Below are 14225 nucleotides of genomic sequence, written 5' to 3' on the forward strand. Positions count from 1 at the left end.
CTCTTCCCCGTCATTGCGAGCGTAGCGACGCAATCCAGAAGGTTTCGCTCGACGGCTCTGGATTGCTTCGTCGCTATCGCTCCTCGCAATGACGGTAAGGTCTCAGACCCTGACCGCCGGGCCGCCCAGGGCCCCGAGTAGCCAGAGCACGATCACGATCGTCAGGACCAGGCCGACGACTCCGCCGAGCCCGGCGCCGCCATAGCTTCGATGGCCGTAATATCCGCCGCCGCCGAGCAGGATGATGAGCAGGATGATGATGAGGAGAGTGGACATGGTTCGCGCCCCTTCTTTCGTCCGCCCGCGTCCTCGCCGATCGGCGGGCGGGCGTTCGAAGAACGTCGGGCGCGAACGCTAGGTTCCGTGCGTCACTCCGCCTTGATGCCGACCTCGCGGATCAGGCTGACCCATTTGGTCTGCTCGGCACGGACGAAGGCGGCAAGTTCGGCCGGCGTGTTGCCGACCGGCTGGGCGGCAAGCTGGTCCATCTTGCCGCGCACCACGGGGTCGGCGATCGCGGCCTTGGTCTCGGCCTGCATCCGGTCGATTATCGCCTGCGGCGTCTTCGCCGGCGCGAACAGCGCGAACCAGGATGAGACGTCGAAGCCCGGCACGAGATCGTTGATCGGCGGAAATTCGGAGGCGGTCGGGGAACGCTGCGCCGTGGTGACGCCGAAGCCGCGGACAGTGCCGGCGCGGACCTGGGGGAGCGCCGCGGTGATGTTGTCGAACATCAGGTCGACACGCCCGCCGATCAGGTCCTGCATCGCCTGGGCCGAGCCACGATAGGGCACATGCACCATCTTGATGCCGGTCAGCTTCTGGAAGAGCTCGCCGGCGAGGTGGATCGAGGTGCCGACGCCGGAGGAGGCATAGGTCAGCTTGCCGGGATTGGCCTTGCCATAGGCGATCAGCTCGGCGGTGTCCTTGACCTTCAGCGTCGGGCTGACGACGAGCAGGTTCGGCACCAGCGCCACCATGGTGATCGGGGCGAAATCGGTCAGCGGGTCGTAATTGACCTTGGCGTAGAGCGCCGGATTGGCGACGAGGCCGACAGAGACGATCAGCAGCGTGTCGCCGTTCGGCTCGGCCCGCGCCACCGCCTCGACCCCGATATTGCCACCGGCGCCGGCCCGGTTCTCGACCACGAAGGTCGCTCCGAGCGCCTGGCCGACCTTGTCGGCGACCAGCCGTCCCAGGATGTCGGTGGCGCCGCCGGGCGTGAACGGCACGACCAGCTTCGGTGTGCGCCCTTGCGGCCAGGCGCTTTGCGCGCGGCTGGCGGTCGGCAGGGCGAGCGAGGCGCCGAGGCCGCCGAGCAGCGTGCGGCGGTCGAGCAGGGGGCTGGTCATGATGGCGTCTCCTCCGGTCGCGCCGCCTGCGGAACGTCGCGCCCGCTCGCTCGGCCGGCCCTGACGCTGCCGGCTCGTGCTGCGCTTGTCCAGCCCACGGGCCGCTGCGAGCTTGACCTGCCGGTGAACCGCCTGCGATTCTGCGGCGATGCAGCCGCTTCGCCGTTTCGCCCGCCTGATTCTCTTGCCGATGCTCGTCACAGGCGGGGCTGCCCACGCGCAGTCCACCGCCGACGCCGAGGCCAAGACCCGCGCCGCCAATATCGCAGCCTACCCGGATGCGGCGCGTGCGCTCTTCGGCCAGAAGACCACGCCGGCCTCATTGAAGGCGCGCGCGATCGGCTCCTATGCCCGCGGCTGCCTGGCGGGCGCCACTGCGCTGCCCGTCGATGGCGAGAACTGGCAAGTCATGCGCCTCGCCCGCAACCGCAACTGGGGCCACCCCGAGCTGATCTCCTTCCTCGAGCATTTCGCCCGCGAGGTGCCGAAGATCACCGGCTGGTCCGGCCTCCTGGTCGGCGACATCTCGCAGCCGCGCGGCGGGCCGATGCTGACCGGCCACGCCTCGCACCAGATCGGGCTCGATGCCGACATCTGGCTGACGCCGATGCCGAGGAAGCGGCTCGACAGCGACGACCGCGAGAACATGTCGGCGATCAACATGGCCCGCTCCGACTGGCGCGACGTCAACCCGAAGAACTGGACGCCAGCCCATACCCGCCTGATCAAGGCGGCGGCGAGCGAGCCCAAGGTCGAGCGCATCTTCGTCAATCCGGCGCTGAAAGTCGCGCTCTGCCGCGAGGCCGGCTCGGACAAGACCTGGCTCAACAAGGTCCGGCCGATCTGGGGCCACAACTACCATTTCCATATCAGGTTGAGCTGCCCGCCCGGCATGGAGGGCTGCCAGGGCCAGGAGCCGCCCAATTTCGGCGATGGCTGCGGCGCGGAGCTCGATGGCTGGGTCGAGAAGCAATATCAGGCGATCTTCAACCCGCCCAAGCCGAAGCCGGGCCCGAAGCCGAAGCCCAAGCCGCCCATGTCGCTCGACGCACTTCCGGCCGAGTGCCGGCAGGTGCTGGTGGCGCGCTAGGGCGAGCCCGATAGCCCGCCGCACAATTCCTCTGTCATAGTGGCGCCTCAGCTTGGCCGAGCGGGATGCATTCCGCTTCGCGTACGGCTTCGCTGCCGATAGAGGAGGACGTGATGAGTGCCAGGCCGACCATCGTTCTCGTTCATGGCTTCTGGGGCGGGGCTGCCCATTGGAGCAAGGTCATCGTCGAGCTCTCTCGCAAGGGCCATTCCGAGCTTCGCGCGGTCGAGATGCCGCTGACCTCGCTCGCCGACGATGCCGAGCGCACCCGCAAGATGGTCAGGCAGCTGGCCGGGCCGGTGCTGCTGGTCGGCCATTCCTATGGCGGCGCCGTCATCACCCAGGCGGGCCACCTGCCGAACGTCGTCGGCCTCGTCTACATCGCCGCCTTCGCGCCCGATGCCGGCGAAAGCCCCGGCGGCATCAGTCAGGCGACCCCGCCGGCGGCGATCGCCAATCTTTCTCCCGACAGCGACGGCTATCTCTGGATCAACTACGACAAGTTCCACGAGAGCTTCTGCCAGGACCTGACCGCCGACGAAGCCCTCGCCATGGCCGTCGCGCAGAAGGCGCCGCTGGCATCGACCTTCGGCGATACCATCACGGCGCCGGCCTGGAAGGTGAAGCCGAGCTGGTATCAGCTCTCCACCGATGACCGGATGATCCATCCGGACAACCAGTACCGCATGGCCGAGCGGATGAAGCCGCGCCGCGTCCTGACGCTCGATGCCAGCCACGCTTCCCTGGCCTCGCGGGCGGGAGAGGTGGCCGAATTCATCGATGAAGCCGCCCGGGAGCTCGCCAAGGCCTGAGAGCCTGAGCGGTTGCGGCGACCCGCATGGCAGGTCGCCGCGGTAGCCCTACCGCCGCAACGATCCGGTCTGCTGCCCCTGCGGCCGGTAGGCGAACGGGTCGTTGCGCGGGTTGATCGGCGGCTCGTCGCCCGGCTGGACGCTGTCGATGATGCCGTTGCCTTCCTCGTCGCCGACGATCAACTCCTCGGTCGGCGGCGTCGAGCCCGGCAGCTGCAGCGGCCCGCGCATTTCGCTCGGCGTCGGCTGCGGCTGGTAGCGCTGCGACATCTGCGGCTGCGGCGCGTCCTCGATATAGCGCCGCTGGCCGTCGAGCCCGCCATGCTGCTGGTGCGCGACCGGATAGCCGCCGCTGACCGCGCCGGGTGGACGCAGGCCGCCGCTCGGCTGGCGCAGCAGGCCACCCGATCCGCCTGCCACCATCGGCGGCGGCAGGCTCTGGCGCGTATCCTGTTGCTGCTGTTGCAGCGCCATCCGATCCGGCCGCGCCGGGTCCGGCGGCGGCAGGTTGTAGTTCGGCTCGTATTTGATCACCGGCTTGCAGATGTGCCGGCCCTTGGAATGGCGCGCCAGGTCGATGTGGAAGTGGTCGTAGTGCATCGGATCGGCGCCGGGGCCGAGCACGGTCGAGAAATGCTCGCAGGCGCCGACGAAGATCTCGCGCAGGAAAGCCTGCTCCTCCGGCGCGCCGCGCCAGCCATCCTTGACGGTGACGACCCGGTTGTCGTTCAGGCGGAAGGAAAACACGTCGACGGCATTGCCGAAGGCATGCTCGGAGGTGCGGCTGGTGCCGGTGCCGTTGTTCATGGCGCGGCAGGAATAGGAGCCGGCGCGGATCTCGATCACCTGCGCGCCGAGCACGTTCATCGCCGCCGGCTGCACCACCTCGTTGAACCATTTGTCGGTGGTGGCGACGACGGGACAGGCCAAGGTGGCATTGCTGGTCAGCGCGACGCTGCCATTGGCGAAGGCCGCGACCTTGAGCGGCTTCTCCATGCCGCAGGTCCCGGGCCCGTCGATCGCCTTGCCGCGCAGGCTGACATAGGCCGAGAGCTGCACCTGGCCCGAGGCCAGGCACTGGGCTTCGGCCTGGTCGCGCCAGGGCGCGCGCTGCGGCTTCTGGAACTTGCCGCAGCCGGCAAGGCCGGCGCCGATGACGCCGAGCGCGAGGAGAGTGAGGTGAACGCGACGCATGACAGATCAAATGCGAGGCGTTGGGTGAACGGTTTGTTGACCGGCTGCGTCCTGGAAGTCACGGCGCGATTAACTTTGCCGATGGCGTTAAGCGGTGGTTAACGCAGCGCTTTTTCGTCGGCGCGAATTTTAACCTCTGCATTTCGGAATTGCCTTGGCGATTGGGCGATCCTGCAAGGACGAAGCGGTTGCGCCGTGCTTCCGGCCGCAGCAATCTGCCGCGCAACGTCATGGCCCTTGCGCCGCCGGCGTCCCGCCATCCGAGGATATCCCTGAGATGCCTGATCTTTCCGCCTTTCCGATCACGCAGCGCTGGCCGGCCCAGCATCCCGACCGGCTCCAGCTCTATTCGCTCCCGACGCCCAATGGCGTGAAGGTCTCGATCATGCTGGAGGAGACCGGCATCCCCTACGAGCCGCATGCGATCGACATCGGCAAGAACGAGAGCTGGACGCCGGAATTCCTCTCGCTCAACCCGAACGGCAAGATCCCGGCGATCATCGATCCCAACGGCCCTGGCGGAAAACCGTTCGGCCTGTTCGAGTCCGGCGCGATCCTGGTCTATCTCGCCGACAAGGCCGGCAAGTTCCTGCCCACCGACCCGGCCCGTCGCTACGAGACACTGCAATGGGTCTTCTTCCAGATGGCGGCGATCGGCCCGATGTTCGGCCAGGTCGGCTTCTTCCACAAATTCGCTGGCCGCGAATACGAGGACAAGCGTCCGCGCGACCGCTACGCCAATGAGAGCAAGCGCCTGCTCGGCGTGCTCGAGACCCGGCTTGCCGGAGGCGACTGGCTGATGGGCGACGAGTACACCATCGCCGACATCGCCTGCCTCGGCTGGGTCCGCAACCTCGTCGGCTTCTACGGCGCCGGCGAGCTGGTCGAGTACGACAAGCTCAAGCTCGTCCCGAAATGGCTGGAGCGTGGCCTGGCGCGCCCTGCCGTGCAGCGCGGGCTGGAGATCCCGAAGCGGCCAGGCTGAGGGGGCGCTATCTCGTCATTGCGAGGAGCGTTAGCGACGAAGCAATCCAGGAGGACGTAGAACTCTGCCGCCCTGGATTGCTTCGCTTCGCTCGCAATGACGGTGGGGCTTTCAATACTTGATCACCCCGAACCGCCGGAACGCGTCATGGATGCGATCGGCATAGGCGTTGAAGCTCGGATAGTCGCCGAGATGGGCCGGGCGCGGCCGCGGCAGTTCGATCTTGATCTCGTCGACGACCCGGCCCGGTGTCGGCGACATCACCAGAACCCGGTCGGAGAGGCCGATCGCCTCTTCGATCGAATGGGTGATGAAGACCACAGTCTTGGCCGTCTCCAGCCAGAGCATTTCGAGATCGTGCCGGATCTGCGTACGGGTGATCGCATCGAGCGCCCCGAATGGCTCGTCCATCATCAGCACCGACGGGTTGTGGATCAGCGCGCGCGCGATCGAGACGCGCTGGCGCATGCCGCCGGAGAGCTGCTTGGGATAGCGGTCGGCGGCATGGCTGATGCCGAGCTTGGCGAAGAGCTCGAGCGCCCGTTCCCTGGCCGGCGCCAGCGGCAAGCCGCGGATCTCCGCCTGCAGCATGACATTTTCGAGTGCTGTTCGGAATTCCAGCAGCAGATGGTCCTGGAAGACGATGCCGATATCGGTGAGCGGCTCGGTCAACTTCTTGCCGTTGACCAGCAACTCGCCGCCGCTGGTCGGGATCAGCCCGGCCGCCATCAGCATGAAGGTGCTCTTGCCGCAGCCGGAGGGGCCGATCAGGCTGACGAACTCGCCGCTCCGGATGTCGAGCGTCAGGCCGTCGACGGCCGTGAAGCCGCCGAAGGTCTTGACGATGCCACGCCCCTCGATCGAGGCGGCGGCGCTGGCGGCCGTCGCGCTCACGGGCAGGCCGGCGCCGAGGCGGGCAGCAGCTCGGTCGTGTAGTAGTCGCTGATCGGCTTGTCCTTGGGCAGGCCGAGATACTGCGTCAGCAGGTCGAAGCTCACGCTCCAGTTCTTCTCCGGCACCTTGCCGAGCGAGGTCGCGCCGGGCGCGCAGAGCAGCTTGTTGACGACGTCGAACTGCGCCAGCACCTGCGCCTTCTTCACCGAGGGGAACTGCGCGACGACCGCGTCGGCGGCAGCATCAGGATTTTTCCGCGCGGCGTCCCAGCCCTGCAGGCTCGCCTCGATGAACTTCTTGTAGAGCTCGGCATCGGCCTTGATCTTGTCGTCGCGGGCGATGATCGAGAGCCCGACGGTCGGCACGCCGACATCGCGGTAGAAGATGTCGCGCACCTTGAAGCCGCGCTCGCGGATCTGCACCGAATGGAAATCGGCGCCGCCGAGGATCGCGTCGACCTTCTTCTCCAAGAGCGCGCCGACGAAGGCGCCTGGGTCGATGTTGATGACATCGACCTTGCCTTTGTCGATCTGGTTCGATGCCAGGATCGCGTCGAGTAGCGTCGTCTGGGCCGTGCCGGGCTGGACCGCGAGCTTCTTGCCGACGAGGTCCTTGGGCGAGGCGATGCCGCTGTCTTCCAGTGCGATAATGGCAAAGCCATTGGTCTGCAGCACGGGGGCGACGATCTTCACCGGCGCGCCCTTGGTCCGCAATTGCATGGCGGCGGGCGCATCGGCGAAGCCGACATCGGTCTGGCCCGTCGCGACCATCTGCGCGGTCGTGCCCGAGCCTTTGCCTTCCTCGATCGTCAGGTTGATGCCGGCCTTCTCGTAGAGGCCCATTTGCTTCGCCATCATGAAGCCGGCATTAGGCGCGGCGGCGAGGAAGTTCAGCGTGATCTTCATCGGCTTGCCGGTTTGGGCGAAGACCATGCCGCTGCTGAGGGCGAGGATCGCGGCGGTGGTCAGCAAGGTCCTGCGTTTCATCGGTCTATCCTCCCTATAGTGCCGGTTGGCTCCGGCGAGATGGCGATCGGATCAGCCCTTGCGCTGCCAGGGCATCAGCAGCATTTCGAGCCAGTCGACGAGGTAGCTGAACAGGATGCCGACGGCCGAAAGCGCCACCAGGCAGGCGAAGATCAAGGGCATGTCGAGGAAGCTCGTGCCGCGCAGCAGGAGATAGCCGAGGCCGGCATTGGCACCGACGAACTCGCCGACGATCGCCCCAGTCGCCGCGAACACGGCCGAGACCTTGAGCCCGGAGAAGATATAGGTCAGCGCCGCCGGCACCCGGACATAGCGGAAGGTCTGCCAGGCGGAGGCGCCCATCGAGCGGGTCAGGTAGAGTACGCGCTCGTCCAGCGCCCGAAAGCCCGTCATGCTCGCGACCAGCGTCGGGAAGAAGCAGAGCAGGAAGGTCAGCAGCACCTTCGGGAACAGGCCGAAGCCGAACCAGACGACGAAGAGCGGCGCGATCGCGATCTTCGGCACGAGCTGGAAGAAGACGATCACCGGATAGATCGCCTTCTCCAACAGCTTCACCGAGACGATGATGTAGCCGAGCGGTATCGAGATCACCGCCGCCATCAGGAAGCCGAGCACGATCTCGTTGGCCGTCACCAGCGTGTGCCTGAAGATGTCGGCGCGATCGAGCCAGAGCCGCTCGAAGAAGGCGCTCGGCACCGGCAGGATGTATTCGGGGATGCCGGCCATCGGCACGAGGAGCTGCCAGGCGACCAGCAGCACGGCGAAGCTCGCCAGCGGCCAGGCGATGGCCGAGGCCCAGGCGGCGGCCTTGCCGGGAGGCTGGGGCGTTGCTCCTGTGGTGGCGGTGTCGCTGCTCATGCTGATGTCTCTGTCGGCGCTAGTCGTATGGCCGCCTCTGCCGGAACGGCGGGGAGGGCACCGATCTGCCGCCGTCTGAGCGGCCAGATCGCCGCCATGTCCCGGGCGGCGCTGGCGAGCGCTGCTGCGATCTCGCTGCGGCGCGCCTCGTGCATCCGCGGCAGCGGCCCGGCGACGCTGAGCGTGCCGGCGACGGGGGCGCCCGCATCCGGCCCGGCGCGGAAGGTCGTCGCCATCGCGACGGTGCCGATTTCGCCCTCCTCGAGCGCCAGTGCATAGCCGCGGCTGCGCGTCTCGCCGAGATGCTGCCTCAGAGCGTCGACGTCGCCGAGCGCGTTTGGGCCGGTGCGTCCCTCGCCGTCGAAGCCGCGCGCGCAGACGATACGCAAGGCCTCCGCTTCCGGTAGCGAGGCCAGCCAGGCCTTGCCGGTCGCGGTCGCGTGCAGGACCGGCCCCATCCCCATCGGTGGCTCGTAGCGCAGGCCGGCGGTCGCACCCTGGGCGCGGGCGATCCAGGTCAGGTTCCCGCCCTCGACCACGGCGAGGCGGCAATATTCGCGGGTGGCGCGAGCGAGGGCGTCGAGCACGATCTGACCGGCATCGGGCAGACCGCGCAGGTCGAGATTGCGGAAGGCGAGCTGCGACAGCTTCAGCGTCAGCCCATAGGCGCCCGATTGCGGGTCCTGCGCGACGAAGCCGCGCTCGCCGAGGCTGGCGAGCAAACGATGTGTGGCGCTGACCGGCAGGTCGAGCCGCTCGGCGAGCACGGTCAGGTCGGCGCCATCGGCCTCGCCGGCCAGCGCTTCCAGCAGCTTGAATGCACGCTCGACCGCCGCGATCGTCACCCGTTCCCGCCCTTGTTTCGTTTACAATTGGAAATCATTTCCAATTTGGATTTCGTTTTCGTATAGAGAGGAGGCGAGGCCAAGTCAACGCGGTCCGTCAGTGTCGTGATTTCGCAGTTCGCTCTCGGTCGATATCGGGTGCGGAGCGAACTTCGAAATCAAAGAACGACACTGGAAATCAAAGAGTTGGCAGTGTCCCCGGTGATTCTGAAATTCGCTGCGCGATTGATATCGGCCAGTGGCGAATTTCAGAATCGGGACACTGGACGAGCCCGGTGGAGGGAACGATGAGCCTGGCAGGTGAGGGAGCGGTCGCGATCTGGCATGACATCGCGCCGGAGGGCAGGGCGGAGTTCTATGCCTGGCATGGCGAGGAGCACATGCCCGAGCGGGTCGGCATCCCAGGCTTCCTGCGCGGGCGCCGCTATGTCGCGATCGACGCCGATCTCGAATTCTTCAACCTGTACGAGGCGCAGAGCGTCGAGGTGCTGAAGGGGCAGGACTATACGGCCAGGGTCAACGCGCCGACGCCCTGGACGTTCTCGGCCGTGAAGCATTTCCGCTCGGTGGCACGCGCGATCTGCCGCGTGTCCCATACCAGCGGCCCGGCCCAGGGCGGGTTGATCGCGACCTTGCGCTACGACGTGCCCGACAACATCGCTTCCGCTCACAAGGCTGCGCTGCTGCGCGGGCTGGTGCCGGACCTGCTCGCCACGCGAGGCGTCGCCGGCGTTCATCTGCTGACCGCGGATGCGCCGGCGAGCGGCGCCGCCACTGCCGAGCAGAAGGCGCGCGGCGTCGCCAATGCCGTGCCGAGCTGGGTGCTGCTGCTCGAGGGCTGGGGCGACGAGGCTGAGTTCATCGCGCTGGCGCGTGATCAGCTTTCCGCCGGGGAATTGCAGGCGCTCGGCGGTCAGGGGCCGTTCTCGCTTGGCCTCTACCGCCATCAGGCTACCCGGACCAAGACCGCCTGGAGCGCCGGTTGATGAGCACGCGCTATGATCTCTCCGGCCGGCATGCTGTCGTTACCGGCGGTGCCGGCGGGCTCGGCCGCGGCATCGCCCGCGCGCTGATCGAGGCCGGCGCCAGTGTCACGCTCTGGGATCAGGATGCTCACAGACTGGCGCAGGCCGTGAGCGAGCTTGGCCGCCGGGCCAGCCAGCGCCAGCTCGACATCCGCGACGTCAATGCGGTCGATGCGGCGGCTGATGCCGCGCTATCGGCCCATGGCCGCATCGACATCCTGGTCAACAATGCCGGCGTGCTCGGCGAGGTCAGGCCGATCTGGGAGACGACCCCGGAGAATTTCCAGCGCGTGCTGCAGGTCAACCTGTTCGGCGCCTATCTGGTGACGCGTGCGGTGGTGGGGCGGATGCTGCGCCAGGAGCCGCGGCGCTCGCCGGACGGCCATTCCCTGCGCGGCCATGTCGTCAACATCGCCTCGATCCAGGGCAAGGAGGGCATGGCGATGGCCGCCGCCTATTCCGCCTCGAAGGCCGGCCTGATCGCGCTGACCAAGAGCGTCGCCAAGGAAACGGCGAAACAGGGCATCATCGTCACGGCGGTGACGCCTGCTGCCGCCGAGACGGCGATGGCGAAGGAGATTTCGGCCGAGCGGCGCGCCGACATCCTGTCGCGCATCCCGATGGGGCGCTTTGTCGAGGTGGCAGAGGTGGCGCGGCTGGTGCTCTGGCTCTCCAGCGACGATTGCTCCTTCTCGACCGGCGGCATCTTCGACTTGTCGGGCGGCCGCGCGACCTACTGAACGGGCGCGCCGGCTGCATACCCTATCTGCACGGACCCGTTCCCGGCTTCCTTCCGGCGCCGACCTCATGCCAGCATGGTCGCATTGGCGGCCCGGCCGCGGGATTTTAGGGACAGGTCCATGCTTTCGGTTCGCGATATCGCTCGCCGCGTCGCCAATGGCGAAGTTTCCGCCCAGGCCGCCCTTGCCGACAGCGAGCGGCGAATCGACGAGCGCGACGGCGACCTGCGCGCCTTCGCGGCCCGCCCCGAGAGCCTGGCGGCCGGTGAGGGGCCGCTCTCCGGCATCGCCGTCGGGGTCAAGGACATCATCGACACCGCCGGCCTGCCGACCGGCATGGGCTCCTCGATCTATGAGGGCTACCAGCCGAGGGCCGATGCGCCGATCGTGATGGCGCTGAAAGCGGCCGGCGCGAGCGTCGCCGGCAAGACCCAGACCACCGCCTTCGCTTTCCTGGATCCTGCTCCGACCCGCAACCCGCACGATCCCTCGGCCAGCCCCGGCGGCTCCTCGGCCGGCTCGGCCGCGGCGGTTGCCGCCAGCCTGGTTCCGCTCGCGATCGGAACCCAGACCGGTGGTTCGGTGATCCGTCCGGCCGCCTATTGCGGTGTCGCCGCGATCAAGCCGTCCTACGGCCTGCTGCCGACGGTCGGGGTGAAGCCCTTCTCCTGGTCGCTCGACACGCTAGGCCTGATGGCCGCGAGCGCCGGCGATCTCGGCTTCGCCCTGGCGGCGCTGGCTGGCCGGCCTGATCTCGATGCGCCCGAGGCGACGCTGGACGGGTTGAAACTCGGCCTTTGCCGGCAGGAATTCACCGACAAGCCCGAACCGTCCTGCGAGGGCGCTTTGCAGCGCATCGCCGATTTCGCCCGCAAGGGCGGCGCGACCGTTTTGGACGTAGCCACGCCGGCCGAGCTCGGCGAAACCTTCCATGCTCATGGCCCGCTGCAGAATTGGGAGGCGACACAGGCCCTGGCCTGGGAATACGCCAATCATCGCGAAGACCTGCCGCCGAAGCTGCGGGCCTATCTCGACGAAGCCCGCGCCACCACGCCCGACGATTACGACGCCGCCCGCGGCACCGCCCGGCGCGGGCGTCATGTAGCCGAACGCTGGCTCGGCGAGGTCGATCTCGTCCTGACCTATGCCGCGCCGGGCGAGGCGCCGGAGACGCTCGCCTCGACCGGCGATTCCAAGTTCAACCGGCTCTGGACCCTGCTCGGCACGCCCTGTCTGACCGTGCCTTTGATGCGGGGTCCGCGCGGCCTGCCGGTCTCCTTCCAACTCGTCGGACGCTTCGGCGACGACGCCCGTGTCATCGCTGTGGCGCGGGCGCTGGAGCGCCTGATCCTGATGCCGGCATGACGATCTCTCGGCGAGAACTGGGCGCTCGTTCCGCGTGGGACAATATTGCGCTGCAACAACTTCGGCTTGATTGTGGCGGAAAGGATTTATGCTGCACTTGGAAATACTAAAAGCTTACGTCGAGAAAGTCCTGTTCGGGACTATCCACAAAGCAGTTCAATGATTTAACCGCTGATTAAGAACGCTTCTCTGGTGCGGCCTCCGCTGCGGCGACGCGGCCACTTGCAGCGGCCGCCGTTTCTGCTAGCTTCCATGTCAGGTCAATGACAAGGAGGGTTCACATGAACCTCGCGCTAAGTCTCGACCGGTTGGCCATGGGTGCGGCGTTCGTGCTGGTCATGGCGATCGTGATCGGAGCGTTCTGACGGGGAAGTCAGTCTCGAGTCGAAAAGACCAACAAGCCAATTGGAAAGCGTCGCGGGAGAGGCCCCGCGGCGCTTTTCTTTTTGGTGGCTCGTCAGGGCGCAGCAGCCCGGCAGGAGGCGCTCAGCTCTCGGGACACGGGTTCTCGGTCACTTCCCAGGACATCAGGTTGGTGACGCGGCCGCAGGTGGCCAGGCGCCGGCCCATGGTGGTGCGGATGCAGGCCATGCTGCCCTCCGCGATTTTCTTGCCGTCACTCCAGCAATAGCAATAAGGCTCGGGCGCCTGCGCCAGGCGCGGCCGGTCGAGGGCGGCGGCTTTCTCCTGCGCCATGGCGGGAAGCGGGGACAGTAGCAGGATCGTCGCAGAAAGAGCGGACAACAGCAGCGCTGCGGCACCAGAGCGCGGTAGCCTCCGAGGGGATCGGACCATGGCTCGCTCCTGTCGTTCGCTTGTTGAGCGTGACGATGCGGAAACGATAGCATAGTGGAGCCGGCAACCCAATATGATCATGGGCCATCCGTCGAAGGTTGAGCCCGTCTACACCTTGCGAAAGTCGTACGACCCGACCATATTTCGGGTCCAGTGAGCCGATCCCGGCTCCGGGAGGAACCATGTCACTGATTTCGCTCGCCCGTCGTGGACGTGCAATCGCCCTCATTGCTGGCGCTCTTCTGCTGGTGCCGATCATCGCCGAGGCCGCTCCGGGCGGTCGCAGCATGGGCAGCCGCGGCTCGCGTAGCCAGTCGCAGGTCGCGCCGACGCCGACCGCGCCCGGCTCGTCGTTCCAGCGCAGCCCGACGCAGGCTCCCAGCCCGTCGGCCGCCTCACCGGCCGCTGGCGCAGCGGCGGGCGCCGCCGCCCAGGCGGCCCGCCCGTCCATGGCTCGCAGCCTGATGATGGGCGTCGCCGGCGGCCTGCTCGGTGCCGGCCTGTTCGGCTTGCTCTCGGGCGCCGGCTTCGGCGGCATCGCCGGCTTCCTCGGCCTGCTCTTCCAGGTCGCGCTGATCGGTGGCCTGATCTGGCTGGCGCTGCGCCTGTTCCGTCGCCGCAGCGAGCCGCAGCTCGCCAGCGCCGGTGGGCCGCTCGGCCGCGAGGCCTATCAGCCGCAGCCGGCCGCGCCGGCTATGGGTGGTCTCGGCGGCGGCGCTGCCGCGGCTTCTGCCGCCAAGCCGGTGGAGTTCGAGCTGCAGGGCGCCGACTACGGCAGCTTCGAGCGCCTGCTCTCCGAGGTCCAGGCTGCGATCTCCGATGAGAACGTCGCGCGCCTGCGCCAGATCACCACGCCGGAGATTTCCGGCGCGCTGGAGGACGAGTTCGCCGAGAACGCTCGCAAGGGGCTGATCGAGAAGGCGGCCGACGTCAAGCTGCTGCAGGGCGACCTCGCCGAATCCTGGCGCGAGGACGGCTATGAGTACGCCACCGTCGCTATGCGCTTCAGCCTGCTCACCGCCATGGTCGAGCGCAATGGCGGCAAGGTCGTCGAGGGCCACGCCACCATCCCGCGCGAGGTCACCGAGCACTGGACCTTCGTCCGCTCGCGCGGCGGCGAGTGGAAGGTCGCGGCGATCCAGCCGGTCGAATAAGCCCGTCAGGACACCCGAAATCTGGACGGCCGGGCATTGCCCGGCCGTTTTTCATTTCAGCAACCAGCGAAGGGCCGTATAGGCATGCCTGAACATTTTCGAGCGAAGTGGATACCGGTTCGCGTGAAGA

General features: G+C 67.4%; 15 protein-coding genes. 7 read left to right on the top strand and 8 right to left on the bottom strand.

What is annotated here, in order from left to right; all coding sequences use genetic code 11:
- Positions 1-102: 102 nt before the first annotated feature.
- Positions 103-276, bottom strand: a complete 174-nt coding sequence (locus AC3WLC_RS10365; protein WP_100963299.1) for a DUF3309 family protein — start codon at positions 274-276, stop codon at positions 103-105.
- A 92-nt stretch (positions 277-368) separates the two neighbouring features.
- Positions 369-1352, bottom strand: coding sequence for a Bug family tripartite tricarboxylate transporter substrate binding protein (locus AC3WLC_RS10370; protein WP_493683853.1), 984 nt, complete (start codon positions 1350-1352; stop codon positions 369-371).
- A 148-nt stretch (positions 1353-1500) separates the two neighbouring features.
- On the opposite strand from AC3WLC_RS10370, the gene mepA reads away from it, so the two are divergent.
- Together mepA and AC3WLC_RS10380 are read left to right on the top strand one after the other, a co-directional pair.
- Positions 1501-2442 carry a penicillin-insensitive murein endopeptidase gene (gene mepA / locus AC3WLC_RS10375; protein ID WP_493683854.1) on the top strand — a complete coding sequence of 314 codons (942 nt, stop codon included), beginning with the start codon at positions 1501-1503 and terminating at the stop codon, positions 2440-2442.
- Positions 2443-2555: 113 nt separating this feature from the next.
- Entirely contained in the window at positions 2556-3254 is a 699-nt protein-coding gene (locus AC3WLC_RS10380) for an alpha/beta hydrolase (RefSeq protein ID WP_493683855.1), read from the top strand.
- A gap of 48 nt (positions 3255-3302) precedes the next feature.
- Here AC3WLC_RS10380 and AC3WLC_RS10385 read toward each other — a convergent pair whose 3' ends face one another.
- Positions 3303-4448, bottom strand: a complete 1146-nt coding sequence (locus tag AC3WLC_RS10385) for an extensin-like domain-containing protein (protein WP_493683856.1) — start codon at positions 4446-4448, stop codon at positions 3303-3305.
- Between the two features lie 277 nt (positions 4449-4725).
- Here AC3WLC_RS10385 and AC3WLC_RS10390 point away from each other — a divergent pair, with 277 nt between their 5' ends.
- Positions 4726-5433, top strand: a complete 708-nt coding sequence (locus AC3WLC_RS10390) for a glutathione S-transferase N-terminal domain-containing protein (RefSeq protein WP_493683857.1) — start codon at positions 4726-4728, stop codon at positions 5431-5433.
- A 111-nt stretch (positions 5434-5544) separates the two neighbouring features.
- Here AC3WLC_RS10390 and AC3WLC_RS10395 read toward each other — a convergent pair whose 3' ends face one another.
- From AC3WLC_RS10395 to AC3WLC_RS10410, 4 genes are read right to left on the bottom strand one after another with little or no spacing between them, the layout of a single operon-like run.
- Positions 5545-6327: an ABC transporter ATP-binding protein gene (locus tag AC3WLC_RS10395; protein ID WP_493683858.1), complete on the bottom strand. Its 783-nt coding sequence runs from the start codon at positions 6325-6327 to the stop codon at positions 5545-5547.
- Positions 6324-7313, bottom strand: a complete 990-nt coding sequence (locus AC3WLC_RS10400; RefSeq protein ID WP_493683859.1) for an ABC transporter substrate-binding protein — start codon at positions 7311-7313, stop codon at positions 6324-6326. Before AC3WLC_RS10400 ends, AC3WLC_RS10395 begins: the two co-directional genes overlap by 4 nt.
- Before the next feature lie 51 nt (positions 7314-7364).
- Complete coding sequence (locus AC3WLC_RS10405; RefSeq protein WP_493683860.1) at positions 7365-8171, bottom strand: ABC transporter permease; 807 nt, start codon at positions 8169-8171, stop codon at positions 7365-7367.
- Positions 8168-9016, bottom strand: a complete 849-nt coding sequence (locus AC3WLC_RS10410; protein WP_493683861.1) for an IclR family transcriptional regulator — start codon at positions 9014-9016, stop codon at positions 8168-8170. The genes AC3WLC_RS10405 and AC3WLC_RS10410 overlap by 4 nt, the downstream gene beginning before the upstream one ends.
- A gap of 287 nt (positions 9017-9303) precedes the next feature.
- Here AC3WLC_RS10410 and AC3WLC_RS10415 point away from each other — a divergent pair, with 287 nt between their 5' ends.
- The 3 genes from AC3WLC_RS10415 (at position 9304) to AC3WLC_RS10425 (ending at position 12146) form a co-directional block, all read left to right on the top strand.
- Positions 9304-10002 carry a hypothetical protein gene (locus AC3WLC_RS10415; protein ID WP_493683862.1) on the top strand — a complete coding sequence of 233 codons (699 nt, stop codon included), beginning with the start codon at positions 9304-9306 and terminating at the stop codon, positions 10000-10002.
- Positions 10002-10781: an SDR family NAD(P)-dependent oxidoreductase gene (locus tag AC3WLC_RS10420; RefSeq protein ID WP_493683863.1), complete on the top strand. Its 780-nt coding sequence runs from the start codon at positions 10002-10004 to the stop codon at positions 10779-10781. The genes AC3WLC_RS10415 and AC3WLC_RS10420 overlap by 1 nt, the downstream gene beginning before the upstream one ends.
- A gap of 120 nt (positions 10782-10901) precedes the next feature.
- Complete coding sequence (locus tag AC3WLC_RS10425) at positions 10902-12146, top strand: amidase (RefSeq protein WP_493683864.1); 1245 nt, start codon at positions 10902-10904, stop codon at positions 12144-12146.
- Between the two features lie 486 nt (positions 12147-12632).
- Here the strand turns inward: AC3WLC_RS10425 and AC3WLC_RS10430 are convergent, their stop codons facing one another.
- Positions 12633-12890: a hypothetical protein gene (locus AC3WLC_RS10430; protein WP_493683865.1), complete on the bottom strand. Its 258-nt coding sequence runs from the start codon at positions 12888-12890 to the stop codon at positions 12633-12635.
- 233 nt (positions 12891-13123) lie between these two features.
- On the opposite strand from AC3WLC_RS10430, the gene AC3WLC_RS10435 reads away from it, so the two are divergent.
- The gene (locus tag AC3WLC_RS10435; protein WP_493683866.1) at positions 13124-14095 is read left to right on the top strand and encodes a TIM44-like domain-containing protein; all 972 of its coding nucleotides are present in this window, start codon (positions 13124-13126) and stop codon (positions 14093-14095) included.
- Positions 14096-14225 lie beyond the last annotated feature (130 nt).

The sequence above is a fragment of the Allobosea sp. GW821-FHT03A12 genome (assembly GCF_058986765.1).